The organism is Amycolatopsis sp. NPDC059235 (assembly GCF_042754125.1).
GTDB lineage: Bacteria > Actinomycetota > Actinomycetes > Mycobacteriales > Pseudonocardiaceae > Amycolatopsis > Amycolatopsis albidoflava.
Genome location: NZ_JBHZAG010000006.1, coordinates 83010 through 101214, shown reverse-complemented (window position 1 = coordinate 101214; position 18205 = coordinate 83010). Strand labels below are relative to the sequence as shown.

Genomic DNA, 18205 nt, shown 5'->3' with positions numbered 1-18205 from the left:
GTGGGGTTTCGGGCGTGGGCGGTCGCGGGGAGCCGGTTGGCGCGGATTCAGGCGTGGGCGGTCGCGCGGACCTGGCTGGTGGGGTTTCGGGCGTGGGCGGTCGCGGGGAGCCGGTTGGCGCGGATTCAGGCGTGGGCGGTCGCGCGGACCTGGCTGGTGGGGTTTCGGGCGTGGCCGGTCGTGCGGAGCTGGCTGGTGGGGTTTCAGGCGTGGGTGATCGCGCGGAGCTGGCGGGCGGAGTCTCCGCTGAGGGCGATCGCCGAGAGTCGAGCGCGTTCTCGGCTCAAACCCCCTGGACCGTTATCCCCCAACCAGCCCCCGAGGTCTACGCCGAGAGTGTCCGCCGGGCCGTCGATCTCATTGCGGACGGGGAACTCGAGAAGGTCGTCCTCGCCCGAGCGCTGGATCTCGTGGGCGAGCAAGGCGTTTCCGTCCAGCAACTGCTCCGCAACCTCGTCGTGGCGGACCCTGCGGCGCACGCCTTCGCCGTCGACGTGAGCGCACCGGGGGATCCGGCGACGCGGACGCTTGTCGGGGCTAGTCCGGAGTTGCTGGTGTCTCGCAAGGGTGACGTCGTGACCGCGAATCCGCTTGCCGGGTCGCGGCGGCGGACGGGGGACCCGGTGCAGGACGCGCAGGCGATTGCCGAGCTGCGAGTGTCCGAAAAGGACCTCAATGAACACGCTCTCGTCGCGGCGCAGGTCGCGGAGGTGCTGGGGCGTTACTGCACCGAGCTGGAAGTTCCGGAAGAGCCGGAAGTGATTGGCACGCCTACGATGTGGCACCTTTCGACCCGGATCACCGGACGAGTGGGGCCGGGCGGGCCGTCGTCGTTGGAGTTGGCTGAAGCACTGCATCCGACGCCTGCGGTGTGCGGCGTGCCGGTCGGGCCGGCGCGCGACACGATCGCGCAACTCGAACCCGAGGATCGCGGGTACTACGCGGGGCTGGTCGGGTGGACCGACCTCGCGGGGGACGGCGAATGGGTGGTCACGATCCGGTGTGCCGAGGTGTCCGACAAGACCGCGCGGCTGTTCGCGGGGGCGGGCGTCGTCGCTGGGTCTGATCCGGCGGCGGAACTGGCCGAGACCAGCGCGAAGTTCGGGACGCTGCTGCGTGCGCTGGGTGCGGAGGGGGTCGCGTGAGCCTGTGGCCGGAGGAAACCGCGGCGAGGTATCGGGCTAGCGGGTATTGGCGGGGGCAGACGTTCGGGGCGCTGCTGACCTCGCTCAAGGACGCGTATGCGAGCCGGACGGCGGTGGTCGGCGAGGATCAGCGGTGGACGTTCGCCGAACTGGACGAGCGGGCGCATCGGTTGGCGGCTGGGTTTGCCGCGAACGGGATCAAGCAGGGCGACCGGGTGGTCGTGCAGTTGCCGAACATTCCGGAGTTCGTGTCTGTCGTTTTCGGGCTGTGGCGGGCCGGGGCGGTGCCGGTGTTCGCGTTGCCTGCGCATCGGGACAGCGAGTTGCGGCACTTCGTGGAGCAGAGCGAAGCAACGGCGATCATCACCGTCGGAGAGCACGCTGGGCACGATCACGCGAAGATGGCGCGGGAGGTTGCCGAGGGAAAAGTCTTCGTCGTCGGGGAACCGGAGTTCGCGGAGCTGGCGGAGACCGAACCGTGCGAGCTTCCGGAGCCGGATCCGGAGGGGATGGCGTTTCTGCAGCTGTCCGGCGGAAGCACGGGGTTGCCGAAGCTGATTCCGCGTACTCACGACGATTATCTGTACAGCGTCAGGGAAAGTGCGCGGATCTGCGGGCTCAAAAAGGAAAGCGTGTACCTCGCGGCCCTGCCAGTCGCGCATAATTTCCCGCTCAGCTCGCCGGGGCTGCTCGGCGCGTTGCACGCGGGTGCGGCCACGGTAATGGCGCCGCGTCCGGACGCCGATACCGCGTTCCGGTTGATCGAGGCCGAAGGGGTCACGATCAGCGGGGTGGTTCCGCCGCTGGCGGCGGCTTGGGTGCAGGCGGCGGCGCGCACCGGACGGGATCTGTCCTCTTTGGACGTTCTGCTCGTCGGCGGCGCGAAATGCGGCCGGGAGCTCGCCGAACGCATCGGGCCGGCGCTGGGGTGCCGGTTGCAGCAGGTGTTCGGCATGGCCGAGGGGCTGGTCTGCTACACCCGCCTGGACGATCCGGAAGACCTAGTCCTGAGCACCCAGGGGCGGCCGATCTCGCCGGACGACGAGGTGCGCGTCGTGAATCCGGACGATCCGCTGGCGGAGTCGGACCACGTCGTCGAGCCGGGCGAAATCGGTGCGCTGCTCACGCGCGGGCCGTACACGATCCGCGGGTACTACAACGCGGCCGAGCACAACAAGACCGCGTTCACCGAGGACGGGTTTTACCGCACCGGCGATTTGGTGCGACGACGCGAATCCGGGCATCTCGAGGTCGTCGGGCGGGCGAAGGAGCAGATCAACCGCGGCGGCGAGAAGGTCGCGGCGGAAGAAGTCGAGAACCACCTGATGGCGCATCCGGGCGTGCTCGACGCGGCCGTCGTCGCGGTGCCCGACGAGTATCTCGGCGAGCGCACCTGCGCGTACGTCGTTCCGGTGGACGGAAGCCAGCCGAGCGCGGCGGAACTGCGCCGGTTCGTGCGCGGGCGCGGCGTGGCCGCGTTCAAGGTGCCGGATCTGGTGGAGGTGGTCGGGGAGTTCCCGGTCACCGGCGTGGGCAAGACCAGCAAACGCGAACTGCGGGCGGCGCTGGCCGCCCTGGCGAAGGAGAGGTGAAGCGTGTCCCTGCCGAGAATCCGGGCGTACCCGCTGCCGACGGCGGCGGACCTGCCCGAGGGGCGGGTCGACTGGCGGCCCGACCCGGCGCGGTCGGCCCTGCTCGTGCACGACGTCCAGCGGTATTTCCTTGCCCCGTATGAAGGTTCGCCGATTCCGGAGATGGTCGCGAACATCGCGGAGCTCGCCGAGAAGGCGCGCAGCTACGGCATTCCGGTGTTCTACACCGCGCAGCCGGGCAAGCAGCCGGCCGCCGATCGCGGGCTGCTCACCGAGTTCTGGGGCGACGGCATCGGCGCGGTGATCGACGACGACCCGCGCGCCGCGGACATCGTCGACGAGCTGGCCCCGCGACCGGGCGACACCGTGCTGGACAAATGGCGCTACAGCGCCTTCCAGCGCAGCACTTTCCGCGAGCAGCTCGGCGACCGCGACCAGCTGCTGATCACCGGCGTCTACGCGCACATCGGCTGCCAGACCACGGCGGTCGAGGCGTTCATGCGCGACGTCCGGCCGTTCCTGATCAGCGACGCGGTCGCGGACTTCGACCGCTCCCGGCACGACCAGGCGTGCGAGTACGTCGCGCAACGCTGCGGCGTCGTCACCACCACCGCCGACGCGCTCGCCGCGCTCTCGGCGCCGATTCCCGCAGGAGCACCTCGATGAGCACCCCCGGACTCACTGCCGACCAGGTCAACGCGGACGTCGCCGAACTGCTCGGCTGCGGCCTCGACGAGCTGACCCCGGACACCGACCTCGCCGACCTCGGCCTCGATTCGATGCGGATCATGAGCCTGGTAGAGAAGTGGCGAGGCGCGGGCGCGGCGCAGCTGGAATTCGCCGACCTCGCCGAAGACCCGCGCCTCGGGCACTGGACGAAGCTGCTCACCGGCGGCGCGCAGTGAGCCGGGACGAGCACCGGCACCGCCACACCGCCCGGATCGCGGAGGTCCGCGCGGGCCGTCAGGCCGAGAAAGTGCCATACCCCATCCGGATCCGGCGCGCGGAGGTCGTGCGGACCAGCGCGGTCGGCGCCGGGCTGCTGCGCGTCACGCTCGGCGGGCCGGGCACGGCGGGGTTCGAAGCGCATTCGCCGGACGAGCACGTGAAGATCCTCTTCCCGGACGCCGACGGCCAGCTGCGGCTGCCCGAGGCGAACGGTGACATGCTCCGCTGGCCGAAGCCTTCGCCGGTTTCGCGCGAGTACACCGTCCGCCGCTACGACCCGGCGTCCGGCGAGCTGGACCTCGACGTCGCCCTGCACGACGGCGGTCTCGGCGCTGACTGGGCGCGCGCGGTGCGGCCGGGCGAGGCCGTGCACGTCGCCGGTCCGCCGGGCGGGCTGATCGTGCCGCACAACTACGACCGCTACCTGCTCGCTGGCGACATCACGGCGCTGCCTGCACTCGCGCGCTGGCTGGAGGAACTGCCGCGGACCGCCATGGGCTGGGCGTTCGCCGAGGTCGCCGACGCGAGCGAGCAGATCGACCTCGACGCTCCCGAAGGCGTCGAAGTCCGCTGGCTGCACCGCGGAGCAGCCGCGCCGGGCAGCGTCGAGCTTCTCGCCGACGCCGTGCGCGAAGTCAAGGTGCCCGAAGGCGAACGGCTTTACGCGTGGATCGCCGGAGAAGCGGGCGCGATCAAGCCGCTGCGCCGGTGGCTGCGCGACGACCTCGGGCTCGCCCGCGAGGACTACGACGTGACCGGCTACTGGAAACGCGGCGTCGCGGACTTCGACGACGAGCACGACCACTGATCCATCGCAACAGCAAGGACCCTCGCATGACCGTCACCAGAAAGACCCGCCTCGCCGCCGCCTCGCTCGCAGTCGCGCTCACCGTCGTCGCCGGTTGCGGTTCCGGCGACGCGCAGAGCGGCAACGGGAGCGACGCCCCGACCCGCGCGTTCGCCGCCGACAACGGCGAGATCAAGATCCCGGTCAAGCCGAAGCGCGTGATCGCGACCGGGTACGCCGTCCCGGCGCTGCTCGAGGCGAAGGCTCCGCTCGTCGGGATTTCGACGTGGAAGCGCGGCCTGCCGATGATGACGACCGAGGACCGCAAGAAGTACGACGAACTGCCGAAGGTCGCGGGCGAGCAGGCCGCCGAGACGAACTACGAGGCCATCGCGCAGGCCGATCCGGACCTGATCGTGATCGGTGTGCCGAAGCCGGTGCTCGCGGACATCGACGTCAAGCGGCTGCAGGAGATCGCGCCGGTCGTGGCGATCGGGCCGTCGGTGCCGTCGGCGTGGCGGGAGCTTTCGCGCAAGCAGTCCGACGCGGCGGGCGCGCTGGCCGGGTTCGACGCCGCGCGCCAGGAGTACGAGGCGAAGGCCAAGCAGCTCGCGGACAAGTACAAAGCCGTGCTGCCGCAGCTGAAACTCGGTCACGTCGGCGCGTACGGCGAGGTCGCGAAGGGCAACTTCCAGCGCGAGTTCAAGGATTCCTGGGGCACCAACATCGCACAGGACCTCGGCGCGAACTACTACGGCCAGGTGAAGGTCAAGGGCGGCGGTTCGAAGGACGTCAGCGAGTACCCGTCGATCGAGGAGCTGCCGACCGCGTTCGCGCAGGCGGACGCGATCACCTACTCGGTCAAGCCGGACGGCTCGGTGCCGCCCGCGGTGAAGTACGTGCTCGATTCGCCGCTGTGGAAGGAACTTCCCGCGGTGAAGGCGGGCAAGACGTTCGCCTTCCGCTACACCGAGGCGGCCACCTACCGGGCGGCGATGAAGACGCTGGACGCGGTGGACCAGGCGTTCGCGCCGCTGCTGAAGAAGTGACCGCGCGCAGCCGGACCGCGCTGCTGGCCGCCGCCGTCGTCCTGCTGGCGGCGGTGGCCGTGGTCAGCGTGGGCGTCGGGGCGCACGGCATCGCGCCGGCGGAGGTGCTCCAGGCCATCTTCGGGCACGGCGATCCGGCCGATCAGGCGGTGGTGCGCGACGTCCGGGCGCCGCGCGCGCTGCTGGCGGTCGGCGTCGGCGCGGCGCTCGCGGTGGCCGGGGTGCTCGTCCAGGTGCTGTCGCGCAACCCGCTGGCCGAACCCGGCGTGCTCGGCGTGACGGCCGGGGCCGGGTTCGCCATCACGATCGGTTCCGCGCTCGGCATCGCCGTTTCCGAGTCGGGGGAGCTGCTGTTCGCCGTGCTCGGCGCGGTGCTGGCGACGCTGCTGGTGTACGCGGTCGGCCGGCGGTCGCCGTTGCGGATGGTGCTGACCGGCACCGCGCTGACCTTCGTGCTCAGCGGTGTTTCGCTCGGGCTGCGGCTGCTGCTGCCGGACACCTTCGACCGGTACCGCTTCTGGGCGGTCGGTTCGCTGGCCGGCCGGGAGCAGGCTCCGCTGACGGTGCCGCTGATCGTGATCGCGGCGAGCGTGCTTGCCGCGTTCCTGTTGAGCCGTCAGCTGAACGCGCTCGCGCTGGGCGACACCGTCGCGCACACGCTCGGCGCGCGCGTGGCCCGAATCCGCGCGGTGACGCTGTTGCTGATCACCTTGCTGGCCGGCGCGGCGACCGCGGTGGCCGGGCCGATTCTGTTCGTCGGCCTGATCGTGCCGCATCTCGCGCGGCGCGCGGCGGGCGCTTCGGTGCCGTGGCTGACCGCGTTCGCGGTGGTGCTGGGCCCGATTCTGCTGCTGGTGTCGGACATCGGTTCGCGCGTGCTGCTGCCGACCGGCGAGGTGCCGGTCGCGATCGTGACGGCGTTCGTCGGCGGTCCGGTGCTGATCTGGGCGGTCCGCAAGTACGGGACGGCCGCGCTGTGACCGCGTTCGTGTTCCGCCGGGGGCGGGTTTCGCTGCGGGTCGAGCGCCGCACGGTCGTCCTCGTCGCCGTGCTGGGCGTCGTTCTTGCCGGGCTTGCGTTGCTGGGGCTTTGCTACGGCGCGGCTTGGGCGAGCCCGGCGCGGGTGTTCGCCGCGCTCGGCGGATCCGGCGGCGGACCGGGCGTGGTGATCCGCGAATGGCGGCTGCCGCGCGTGGCGGCCGGGCTGGTGTTCGGTGCGGCGCTCGGGTTGGCCGGGGCGATTTTCCAGAACGTCACCAGGAATCCGCTCGGCAGCCCGGACGTGATCGGCCTCGATTCCGGGGCGTACACCGGCGCGCTGATCGCGATGACCGTGCTGTCCGGGTCGCCGGCGCAGCTGACGTTCGCGTCGGTGCTCGGCGGGCTGGTCACCGCGGCCGCGGTCTATCTGCTTTCGATGGGCGGCAGCCGGTCCGGGTTGCGGCTGATCGTCATCGGGATCGCGATCAACGCGATGCTGACCGCGTTGAACTCGTGGATCGTGCTGCGCGCCGACTTGGAAGTGGCGATCGCCGCGGTCGGCTGGAGCGCCGGTTCGCTCAACGGCATCGGCTGGAGCGACGTCGCGGTTCCGTTCGGGGTGCTGGCGGTGCTGTTCGCGGTGCTGCTGACCCGCGCGCCCGCGCTGCACCAGGCGGCGCTCGGCACGGATCTCGCGGTGACGACCGGCGTCCGGCACGAATCCCTGCGGCTGCAACTGGTCGTGATCGGCGTCGCCTGTACGGCGACGGTCACCGCGGTGGCCGGGCCGATCGCGTTCGTCGCGCTCGCCGCCCCGCAGATCGGCCGGCGGCTCGCCCGCGCGCCCGGCATTCCGCTGCTGCCCGCCGCGCTGACCGGCGCGGTGCTGCTCGCTGGAGCCGACCTCGCCGCGCAGATGCTGCTCGCCCCGGTGTCGCTGCCGGTCGGCGTGGTCAGCACGGCGATCGGCGGCTGCTACCTGATCTGGCTGCTCACCAAGGAGGTGCGGCGGAAGTGACCGCCCGCTTGACCGCGCGGGATCTCACCCTGCGCTACGGCGACCGCGTCGTCTCGACGCAGTTGCAGCTCGACGTTCCCGATCGCGCGTTCACCGCGGTGGTCGGCCCGAACGCGTGCGGCAAATCGACATTGCTGCGCGCGTTCGTCCGGCTGCTCCGTCCGTCCGACGGCGGCGTGACCTTCGACGGCCGCGAGGTCGGGGCGTATCCGGCCAAGGCGCTGGCCCGCGAACTCGGCTTCCTGCCGCAGGATCCGTCCGCGCCGGAGGACGTCCGCGTGCGGCAACTGGTCGCGCGCGGCCGGTTCCCGCACCAGTCGCTGCTGTCGTCGTGGTCGGAGGAGGACGAGACGGCGGTGGTCGGCGCGATGACCGCGGCCGGTGTCGCCGGGCTGTCCGACCGTCCGGTGCAGGAACTGTCCGGCGGGCAGCGGCAGCGGGTGTGGATCGCGGTGGTGCTCGCGCAGCGCACGCCGTACCTGCTGCTCGACGAGCCGACGTCGTTCCTCGACATCGCGCACCAGTACCAGGTGCTGGAGCTGCTGAAGCGGCTGCGCGACGAGGGCCGCACGGTGATCGCGGTGCTGCACGACATCAACCAGGCCTGCCGCTACGCCGACCACGTGGTCGCCATGCGCGACGGCCGGGTCGTCGCCGAGGGCGCGCCCGGCGACGTCGTGGACGCCGACTTGATCAAGGAAGTCTTCGACCTGCCGAGCGTCGTGGTGCCCGATCCGGTCACCGGGACGCCGATGGTCGTGCCGTCGCTCTGACCCCAGGAGACACCTGTTGAGCACCGCACTTGCCACCCTCGAGCTGACCAGCGCCCAGCTGGGCATCTGGAACGCGCAGCGGCTGGAACCGGATTCGCCTTACTACCTCGTCGGCGATGTCATCGAGATCTCCGGTGCACCGGTTGATGTCGCGGCGCTGGCCGAGGCGATCCGGGCGACCGCCGAGGAGGCCGAAAGCCTTCGCCTGCGGGTGCTCGACACTCCGGACGGCCCGCGGCAAACCGTGTCCGCCGAGCCGGTTCCGTTGCCGGAGATCGTTGACCTGCAAGGGGAACCGGATCCTCTGGCGGCCGCACACGCACGGGTCGCGGCGGAGCGGCAACGGGTGGCCGAGGCGTGTCGCGGCATGCTGGACCGGGCGTTGTTCTCGCACCTGATCCTCCGGCTTTCCGACACCGAAGTGTGGTTCACCCAGCTCGGCCACCACCTGGTGTTCGACGGGTACACCGCGGCGATGCTCGCCCGGCGCACGGCCGCCCGGTACACCGCCGCGGTGCGGGGCGAAGAGGTGCCGCCGTCGACGTTCGGCCGGTTCGCCGACCTGGTGGACGCCGACCGTGCGTACCAGATGAGCGAGCGGTTCACCAAGGACCGCGCGTACTGGTGCGATCGGTTCATGCCGATGCCGGAGCTGGCCGAGGACGCGAGCGCGGCCGGGCTGCCGGAAGCGACGTTCACCGCGCGCGCCGAACTCACCGCGGACGCGGTCGCCGGTCTTGCCGAGCTGGGGAAGCGTGCCGGGACGACCTGGGGTGACGCGCTGATCGCGTGTTACGCGGCGTTCCTGCACCGGGTGCTCGGGACGGCGGACGTCGTGTTCGCGGTGCCGTTGATGTGCCGGGTGGGGGCGGCGTTGCGCACTCCGGCGATGGCGGTGAACGTGCTGCCGTTGCGGGTCCGCGTGCAGCCGGGCGACCGTCCGGAGGAGCTGACCGCGCGAGTCGCGGAGGCGCTGCGGGAAATGCGGGCGCACCAGCGGTATCGGGGCGAGAATCTGCCGCAGGATCTGGCGGTGCCCGGCGCGGGTGCGTTGCTGCACGGACGTGGGATCAACCTCAAGGCGTTCGACCTGGAGCTGGTGTTCGGCGAGGCGCGCGGGACGATGCGGAACGTCGCGGGCGGGCCGCCCGAGGACATGGGGCTCAGCGTGCTGCCGACGACCGGCGGCGGGCTGCTGCTCGGGTTCGAGGTCGATGCGCGGTCGCAGGATCAGGCTGGCGTTGACGCGCAGCTCACGGCGTTGAAGGCGTTGATCTCCGCGTTCACTCGGGCGGACGCGCCGGTGGTCGGCGGGGTGGACCTGGTGCCGGACGTCGCTGCCTTGCTCGCCGAGTGGTCGACTCCCGCCGTTGCCGCGCCGGAGGTCCGTGAAGGGCTCCTTGAGGGAATCAGATTCCCTCAAGGAGCCCTTCACGGACAGACCGCGCTGGTCTGCGGCGACGAGCGGCTCACCGGCGACGAAGTGCTGGACCGGGTGCACCGGCTGGCGCGGGCGTTGCGGGCGCGTGGCATCGGGGCGGACGACGTGGTGGCGCTGGCGTTGCCCCGGTCGGTTGATCTGGTCGTGGCGCTGCTGGCGGTTCTCGACGCCGGTGCGGCGTTCCTGCCGCTGGACCTGGCGCATCCGGCGGAACGGTTGCGCTCGCTGGTCGCCGAGGTGACCCCGAAGCTCGCCATCACGGACTCCGATCTGCTGCCGGGAGTGCCGCAGCTTCGGTTGGACGAGCCGTTGGTACAGACCGAGATCGACGGGTATTCGGCGGCGGAGCTGTCCGATGTGGACCGCCATCCGGAACATCTCGCGTACGTCATCTTCACCTCGGGCTCCACGGGACAGCCCAAGGGGGTGCTGGTCCGGTCCGGTGGGCTGGAGACGTTGCTGCGGAACCATCGCGCGACCACGGTCGCCGAGACCGCGCAGGGGCGGCGGCTTCGCGTTGCGCACACGTATTCGTTCGCCTTCGACTCGGCGATCGAGCAGCTGCTGTGGATGCTGTGCGGGCACGAATTGCACGTCTACGACACGGAAACCGCGCGCGACGTCGACGCGTTGCACGCCGCTTTCCTGCGCGACCGGATCGACGTCATCGACACGACGCCGTCGATGGCCGCGCCGTTGCTGGACGCGGGTTCGCTCGATCCGGCGTTGCTGGTGCTCGGCGGCGAGGCGACGCCGCCGGCGTTGTGGCAGCGGGTCGCGTCGTCCGGCATCCGGGCGCGCAACATCTACGGCCCGACCGAGGCCACTGTGGACGGTGCCAGCGCGCCGATCACCGGAGCCGAACCGGTGATCGGGTTCGCGGTGCCGGGCACGAGGGCGTACGTGCTCGACGCCGCGCTGCGGCCGGTGCTGCCGGGCAGTCGCGGGGAGTTGTACCTCGCCGGGCCGCATCTGGCTCGCGGTTACCTCGGCCGTCCGGGCGGGACGGCGGAGCGGTTCGTCGCCGATCCGTTCGGGCCGCCGGGGGAGCGGATGTACCGCACCGGCGACGTCGTGCGCTGGCTGCCGGGGCGCGGTCTGGAGTACCTGGGGCGGCGTGACGGCCAGGTCAAGATTCGCGGCCACCGCGTGGAATTGGGCGAGGTCGAGGGCGCGCTGGGTGCGGTGCCGGGCGTGCGGGCTGCTGCGGCCGCGGTGCGCGGGCCGCGGTTGATCGGGTACGTCGTCGGTGCTGGGCTCGTAGCGGAGGACGTTCGCGCGACGCTCGCGCAGCGGCTGCCGGAAGCGATGGTCCCGGCGGCGGTCGTGGTGCTGGACGAACTTCCGGTGACCGGCAACGGAAAACTCGACCGGGCCGCGCTGCCTGCCCCGGCAGTGGCAGACGGCGGACGCGAGCCGCAAACCGAGCGGGAACGGTTGCTGTGCGCCGCGATCGCCGAGGTGATCGGTGTGGAGCGGGTCGCGGTCGACGATGACTTCTTCGCACTCGGCGGCGACAGCATCACGGCGATCAGCGTGAGCAGCCGGTTGCGGGCGCACGGGCTCGACCTCCGTCCGCGGGATTTGCTGGCGCGGCGCAGTTTCGCGGCCTTGGCGGCGGCGAGCCGGGATCTGTCCGAACCGGACAGCGAGCCGGACGAGCCGATCGGCGAGGTTCCGGCGCCGCCGATCGTGCGGACGTTGTTCGACCTGAATCCGAATCTGGACGCGATCGTCGGCTATGCACAGTGGACAGCGCTCCGGGTGGACGGTCCCGTGCCCGGGCTGCGCGAAGGCGTTCAGGCGATTCTGGATCACCATGACGTGCTGCGGCTTCGCGTCGAATCCGATGGCTCGTTGGTGATCCGGCCGCGGGGAGCAGTCGCGGCGTCGGTCAGCGAGGAGACGGGGAATCCCGCTGAAGTGGCGGAGCGGCTGGCGTCCGAATTGGACCCGCGCGCCGGGGAGATGCTGCGGGTCGCGCTGGTGGGGGACCAGCTGGTGATCGTCGTGCACCATCTGGCGATCGACGGGGTTTCGTGGCGGATTCTGCTGCCTGACCTGCAAACGGCGTGCGAGGGCGGGGTTCTGGAGCCTGTGCGCACTTCCTGGCGACGTCATGCGCTGGCGCTCGCCGAACAGGGCGCGAGCGGTGCTCGGCGCGGGGAACTGGAGTACTGGCGGTCGGCGCGAAAGAGTAAGCTCGACCCGAGGCGCGACACCGTTGCCACCGCGCATCGTTCGGTCACCGTCGCGAGCGAAGAGGAAAGCACGGCGATCCTCACGACGCTGCCCGCGGCCTATCGCGCAGGAGTCGACGAGGTGCTGCTCGCCGCGCTCGTGCTAACGCTGCGCGGCGACGAAGACGCGTTGACCGTCACGATGGAGGGCCACGGCCGCGAAGGACTCGACCTCGCTCGCACCGTAGGCTGGTTCACCGCCGAATACCCAGTCCACATTGAACTGTCCGGTGTGGACACGCTCGACCGGCTGTTGCGCGCGGTCAAGGAAGCGCGTCGTGCGGTGCCGGACGGCGGGATCGGCTTCGGCGTTCTCCGGTACCTCGACCCCAGCGCGGAGTTCGCGCCGGAAATGCCGGACGTTCTGCTCAATTATCTCGGCCGGTTCACCCCGCTGTCCGGCGGCTGGCAGCTGCCGGACGAGGATCCGTTCGCCGTGATCGAACCGCCCGCGAAGGCGTTGGAGCAGATCCTCGCGCTGAACTGCTTCGTCCGTGAGGACAGCGTGCCGCGGATCGCCGTCGAATGGACCGCCGCCAGCCGGGTCCTGCCGCCGGAAGAGGTAGAACGCCTCCAGGAAGCATGGGACGCGGCACTCGCCGCGCTCGCCAAGCATGCGCGGGAGGCCACCGGCGGCCTCACGCCGTCGGACCTTCCGCTGGTCACGCTCGCTCAGGACGACATCGACACCCTCGAACAGCAGGGCCCGCTCGCCGACGTCCTGCCCGCGACGCCGTTGCAGGCCGGGCTTTCGTTCCACACGCTGACGCGCGGCGGTCCGGACGTCTACACCGTGCAGGCGGTCACCCGGCTCGAAGGGCAGCTCGATCCGGACCGGATGCGAGCCGCAGCCGGGGAACTGCTGCGGCGGCACCCGGCGCTGCGCGTCCACCTGCACACGACGGCGGCGGGCGAGGTCGTGCAGGTCGTGCCTGCCGAAGTGCACCTGGACTGGCGGCACGTCGAGCACCCGGAGAAGGCCGGCGACGAATGCGCGGCCGAGCTGGCCCGGCCGTTCGACCCGGCGGTGCCGCCGCTGATCCGGTTCCTGCTGCTCACCCTCGGCCCGGCCGAACACCGGCTGGTCCTGACGATCCATCACGCGCTGCTCGACGGTTGGTCGATGCCGCTCGTCGGCCGCGCCCTGCTGGCCACCTACGCCGAGCTGGGCGGCGGACCGGCCGCTCCGGTCGCGCCGTCTCTCACGGAGTACCACCGGGTGCTGGCCGCCCGCGACTACGACGCGGCCGTCGAGGCCTGGCAGACCGCTTTGGCTGGCCTGGAAGAAGGAACCAGGCTCGCGCCCGCGACCACGGAGTCCACTTCGGACCGTCCACAGCGGATCTGGGTGGGGCTTGGCGCGGAGTTCAGCGAACAGCTGCGCGTCTTCGCCCGCGAGCGCGGGGTGACGTCGACGGCGGTGTTCCAGACCGCGTGGGGCGTTCTGCTGGCGCGGCTCACCGGACGCCAGGACGTGGTGTTCGGCTGCCCGGTGTCGGGCCGTCCGTCCGACGTTCCCGGCGTGGAGGCGATGATCGGCCAGCTCGGCACGACCATCCCGGTGCGCGTGACGTTCGCACCGTCCGATCCGGCCGCGGAGTTGCTGGCGCGCGTGCAGGACGAGAACGCGCGGCTCACCGACCACCATCACCTCGGCCTGCCGGACATCCAGCGCGCGGCGGGCGTCGGCGACCTGTTCGACACGATGCTGGTGATGGAGAACTTCCCGCTCTCCAGCCGGGAACGCGAGCCGCTCGCGCCGGGGCTGGATCTCGCGGGCGTCGACATCACCGACGCGACGCATTACCCGCTCACCGTGATCGTGCTGCCGGGCGACGAGATCGCGATCGGCCTCGGCTATCAGCCGAACTCCTTCGACGAGCCGACGGTGGAGGCATACGGCCGCTGGCTGACGACGCTGCTGCACGAGATCGTGGCCGACCCGCAGCAACCGGTCGCGCGGCTGCGTTCTCTTGGCACGGAAGAGGAAGCAGCTCTGCTCCAGCAAGGAACCGGTCCGGAACCCAGGCGGGAAGCCGGTACCTGTCTGGCGGAATTCGCCCGCTGGGTGCGGGAAACGCCGGACGCCGAAGCCGTGGTGTGCCGGGATCGCCGCCTGACCTACGCGGAACTGGACCGGAAAGCGAACCAGCTCGCGCACGCGTTGCACGCGGCCGGGGTGCGGGAACAGGACCCGGTCGCGGTGCTGCTGGAGCGGGACATCGACCTGGTCGTCGCGCTGTTCGGCGTGCTCAAGGCCGGTGCGGTGCACGTGCCGATGGACCCCGCGTATCCCGCGGAACGCTTGGCGCATCTGGTAAAAGACAGCGCGCCTGCCGCAGTGGTGTCCACTTCGGATCCTGGCTTCGGCATTCCGGTGATTGACCCGGTTGTCCCGAATGGACTGTCCACTTGGGATGAGGCGGTCCCGTCGCCGGATTCGCTGGCGTACGTGATCTACACCTCCGGTACCACCGGAAAACCCAAGGGCGTCGCGATCACCCACCGCGGCCTTCCGAGCCTGGTCGCGCTGCAGGAGGACATCGTCGGCATCCGGCACGGCGAGCGGTACCTGCACTTCGCGTCCACGAGTTTCGACGTGTCGTACTGGCAGTTCTTCCTGCCGCTGCTGTCCGGCGGCACCTCGGTGATCGCGCCGGAGGAGGTCCGCGGATCCGGCGACGACCTGCTCGCCTACGCCGCCGAACACCGCGTCACCGGACTGAACCTGCTGCCGTCGTTCCTGTCCGCGATGCCGGACGACGCGACGGTGGACCCGGAGGTGTTCTTCGTGGTCGGCGCCGAACGGCTCGACCCGGAGCTGGCGCACCGCTGGGGCGGCAGGCGGGCGCTGTTCAACGCCTACGGCCCGACCGAGGTCACGATCAACTCCGTCACCTGGGTGTACTCCGCCGACGATCCCGGGCCGCTGCCGATCGGCAGGCCGGACCCGCAGGTGCGGGCGTATGTGCTGGACGCGGGGCTGCGGCCGGTCGGGACCGGCGTCACCGGCGAGCTGTATCTGGCCGGGCCGAAGCTCGCGCGCGGCTACGTGAACCGGCCGGGGCAGACCGCGGAGCGGTTCGTGGCCGATCCGTTCGGCGCGCCCGGCGACCGGATGTACCGCACCGGCGACCTCGTGCGCTGGCGGCCGGACGGGCAGTTGGTCTTCCTCCGCCGCGCGGACCACCAGGTGAAACTGCGCGGGTTCCGGATCGAACCGGGCGAGATCGAATCGGCGCTGGCGCGGCATCCGGATGTGCGGGCCGCGGTCGTGCTCGTGCGCGAGGACCGGCCGGGGGACCGGCGGCTGGTCGGCTACGTCGTGCCGGTCGACGGCGCGGACCCGGATCCGGCCGCGCTGCGCGAATACCTGGCCGCCGAACTGCCCGCGCACATGGTGCCGTCGGCGGTGCTTTCGCTGGAGCGGTTGCCGCTCGGGCCTAGCGGCAAGCTCGACCGGGCCGCGCTGCCCGCGCCTGGACCGCGCAATGTCGCTGCGGCTCGGCAACCGGCGACCGAGGCGGAAACCGTGCTGCTGCAGGTGGTTCGGGAGTTGCTCGGTCCGGACGTCACGATCGACGACGGGTTCCTCGACGCCGGCGGCGACAGCATCGCGTCGCTCCGGCTGGTCGCGCGTGCCCGGCGGGAGGGCCTGCACCTGACCGCGCGGGACGTCTTCGAAGGCGGCACGATCGCCGGGATCGCGGCCCGCTGCAGCGACAAGACCGGCGTGGTGTCGCCGGATCTCACGCCCGCAGTCGGGGACGCGCCGCTGACGCCCGTCATGCGTGACCTGCTGGAACGCGCGGGCTCGGACGCGGACGGGTTCTGCCAGTGGGTCGAGGTCTGCGTGCCGTCCGGTGGCGATGTGCCGAAGTGGCGGGCGGCGCTGGACGCGGTGCTCGAACGGCACGATGTGCTGCGTTCGCACTTGGCCGGCGAGGCGCTGCGCGTTCCGGAACCGGGCACGGTGACCGGCGCGGACGTGCTGATGGTCGTCCCGGCGGGCGAGGACGCGGATCTGCGGGCGTTGCTGGACGACCAGATCGCGGCTGTCCGGTCCACAATGGACCCTCGGACCGGACCGATGCTGCGTGCGGTGTGGGTGGATGCCGGACCGGCGCGTCCGGGGCGGCTAGCGCTGGTCGCGCACCATCTCGTCGTGGACGCGGTGTCGTGGCGGATTCTTCTCGACGACCTTGAGCAGGCGTACCTCGGCCACCAGCTGCCGGATCGCGGGCCGTCGTTCCTCGGCTGGGCACGCACGTTGGTCGCGGCCAAGTCCGCTCGGGAAGTGGAAAGCCCGCACTGGCAACGGGTTTCGGCTTCCGCCCGGGCGGTGAGCGGAACTGCGCGGCACCAGGAGATCGAGGTGTCGGCGGAGATCACGCAGGCGGTGCTGACGACGCTGCCGGGCGCGTACCGGACCGGTCCGGACACCGTGCTGCTCACTGCTTTCGCGCGGGCTTACCAGGCCTGGCGCGGTTCGGAATTGCTCGTCGCGCTGGAGAGCCACGGCCGTCCGGACCACACGCCGGACTTCACCGGAGCGGTCGACCTGTCCCGGACGGTCGGCTGGTTCACCGCGATGTACCCGGCGCGGATCACCCCGCCAGCGGGGGAGACGGCGATTGCCGCGATCCGCGATCAACTCCGCGCCGCCGGCGACGGGCTCGGGTTCGGCATTCTTGGCGGAACGTCGACCGGCGCGGACGTCAGCTGGAACTACCTCGGCCGATTCGAGGCGGCACCGCAGGAGGAGACGCCGTGGCAGCGTCCGCCGGACGCCGATCCGCTCGGTTCCGCCGGCGGACCGCTCGGGCACGCGCTGATGGTGAACGCGATGGTGCGCGACGACCGGCTCGCGGTGCGATTCACCTGGCCGTCCTCGGAGTTCAGCGCGGACGAGGTCGCGGCTTTGGGCGCGGCGTTCCAGGAGGAACTCGCGGCGCTGGCCGCCGCGGTACCGGTTGGCGAGCTGTTGCCGTTGACGCCGCTGCAGGAGCTGATCCTGCGCGAATCGCGGGCCGCGGACGAGGATCCGTACCCGGTGCAGGCAGCGTTCTCGCTGGCCGGAGCGCTGGATGTACCCGCTTTGGAGGCGGCGGCGAACGCGTTGGTGCGGCGGCATCCGAACCTGGGCGCGGTTTTCCCGGACGGGCACGAGGTGCAGGTGCTGCCGACGGAGCCACAGGTCGGTTTCCGGGTGCGCTCGGTCGAGGATGACGTCGAACGGTTGCTCGCCGAAGATCTCGCCGAGCCGTTCGATCTCGCCAGCGGGCCGCTGCTGCGGGTCACCGTGCTCCGGCACGGCCCGGACCGGCACGAACTTGTGCTCACCAGCCATCACCTGCTGTCGGACGGCTGGTCGGCACCGCGGATTCTGGCTGAGTTGTTCGCCGGGTACTCGGGCGAGTCGCTGCCGGAGGTGGTGCCGGTGTCGCGGTACACGCGGTGGCTCGCGGCGCGGGACCATGCGGTCAGCGGGCACGCGTGGCGAGCGGAACTGGCGGGTCTGCCGCCGCGGGAACTCCTGAGTGGACGGTCTGCGGCAGCCGAGCCGGAACTGTTCACTGTGGACGCCGACCTGGTTGCCGCCTTGACTCGGGCCGGTGCCGAACACGGGATCACAGCGGGGACTTTGCTGCAGGGTGCGTGGGCGGCCGTGCTCGCCGCGCGCGCTGGGGTGGCCGATGTCGCGTTCGGGGCGATGGTTTCCGGCCGTACGTCCGAAGTGGACGGTGTCGAGGAGATCCTCGGACTGCTCGCCAACACCGTTCCAGTACGAGTTCGGTTCACCGGCACGGTGGCGGAGACCCTCGCGCAAACCCAATCCCGGCAACAGGAATTGCTGGCGCATCAGCACGTCGGCCTGGCGGAGCTGTGCGCGCTGACTGGCCAGGACCGGTTGTTCGACAGCCTCGTCGTGTTCGAGAACTACCCGGTGGACCCGGCGAAATTGCGCGAACCGGCACCCGGGCTGACGATCACCGGGACCCGCTTCCGCGAACGCACGCACTATCCGATGACGGTGACCGTCGTTCCCGAACTCGCGGGAGGCTGGTCCGGCGTATTCGGTTACCAGGCCGGGATTCTGTCGGCCGCCGAAGCCCGGTCGCTGGTAGCGGACCTGCTGCGCTTCCTGGCCGAGCTCCCCTCGCGGCTGGACGAGGACGCGGGCGAGTGGCTGCGGTGAACCTGTGGCGGACCGCGTTCGTGCTCGTGCTG

Annotated in this window: 10 protein-coding genes; all 10 read left to right on the top strand. The window is 71.1% G+C overall.

Translation table 11 applies throughout. The features are described 5' to 3' along the window. The first annotated feature begins 71 nt into the window (after positions 1–71). Genes ACFXI3_RS06225 through ACFXI3_RS06180 form a run of 10 tightly spaced genes read left to right on the top strand, consistent with a single transcriptional unit; the run spans position 72 to position 18173 of the window. The gene (locus ACFXI3_RS06225) at positions 72–1145 is read left to right on the top strand and encodes an isochorismate synthase (protein ID WP_378398513.1); all 1074 of its coding nucleotides are present in this window, start codon (positions 72–74) and stop codon (positions 1143–1145) included. Further along, positions 1142–2737, top strand: coding sequence for a (2,3-dihydroxybenzoyl)adenylate synthase (locus tag ACFXI3_RS06220; RefSeq protein WP_378398364.1), 1596 nt, complete (start codon positions 1142–1144; stop codon positions 2735–2737). The genes ACFXI3_RS06225 and ACFXI3_RS06220 overlap by 4 nt, the downstream gene beginning before the upstream one ends. 3 nt (positions 2738–2740) lie before the next feature. Next, positions 2741–3403 carry an isochorismatase family protein gene (locus ACFXI3_RS06215; protein ID WP_344279575.1) on the top strand — a complete coding sequence of 221 codons (663 nt, stop codon included), beginning with the start codon at positions 2741–2743 and terminating at the stop codon, positions 3401–3403. Then, complete coding sequence (locus ACFXI3_RS06210; RefSeq protein WP_378398362.1) at positions 3400–3642, top strand: phosphopantetheine-binding protein; 243 nt, start codon at positions 3400–3402, stop codon at positions 3640–3642. The genes ACFXI3_RS06215 and ACFXI3_RS06210 overlap by 4 nt, the downstream gene beginning before the upstream one ends. Then, the gene (locus tag ACFXI3_RS06205) at positions 3639–4493 is read left to right on the top strand and encodes a siderophore-interacting protein (protein WP_378398360.1); all 855 of its coding nucleotides are present in this window, start codon (positions 3639–3641) and stop codon (positions 4491–4493) included. Before ACFXI3_RS06210 ends, ACFXI3_RS06205 begins: the two co-directional genes overlap by 4 nt. Positions 4494–4519: 26 nt before the next feature. Beyond that, positions 4520–5521 (top strand): ABC transporter substrate-binding protein, encoded by a 1002-nt coding sequence (locus tag ACFXI3_RS06200; protein WP_378398359.1) that lies wholly within the window; start codon positions 4520–4522, stop codon positions 5519–5521. Further along, positions 5518–6501 carry a FecCD family ABC transporter permease gene (locus ACFXI3_RS06195; RefSeq protein ID WP_378398357.1) on the top strand — a complete coding sequence of 328 codons (984 nt, stop codon included), beginning with the start codon at positions 5518–5520 and terminating at the stop codon, positions 6499–6501. The genes ACFXI3_RS06200 and ACFXI3_RS06195 overlap by 4 nt, the downstream gene beginning before the upstream one ends. Further along, complete coding sequence (locus ACFXI3_RS06190; RefSeq protein WP_378398355.1) at positions 6498–7520, top strand: FecCD family ABC transporter permease; 1023 nt, start codon at positions 6498–6500, stop codon at positions 7518–7520. Before ACFXI3_RS06195 ends, ACFXI3_RS06190 begins: the two co-directional genes overlap by 4 nt. Then, positions 7517–8293 carry an ABC transporter ATP-binding protein gene (locus tag ACFXI3_RS06185; protein ID WP_378398353.1) on the top strand — a complete coding sequence of 259 codons (777 nt, stop codon included), beginning with the start codon at positions 7517–7519 and terminating at the stop codon, positions 8291–8293. Before ACFXI3_RS06190 ends, ACFXI3_RS06185 begins: the two co-directional genes overlap by 4 nt. 16 nt (positions 8294–8309) lie before the next feature. Continuing rightward, the gene (locus ACFXI3_RS06180; protein ID WP_378398352.1) at positions 8310–18173 is read left to right on the top strand and encodes an amino acid adenylation domain-containing protein; all 9864 of its coding nucleotides are present in this window, start codon (positions 8310–8312) and stop codon (positions 18171–18173) included. Positions 18174–18205 lie beyond the last annotated feature (32 nt).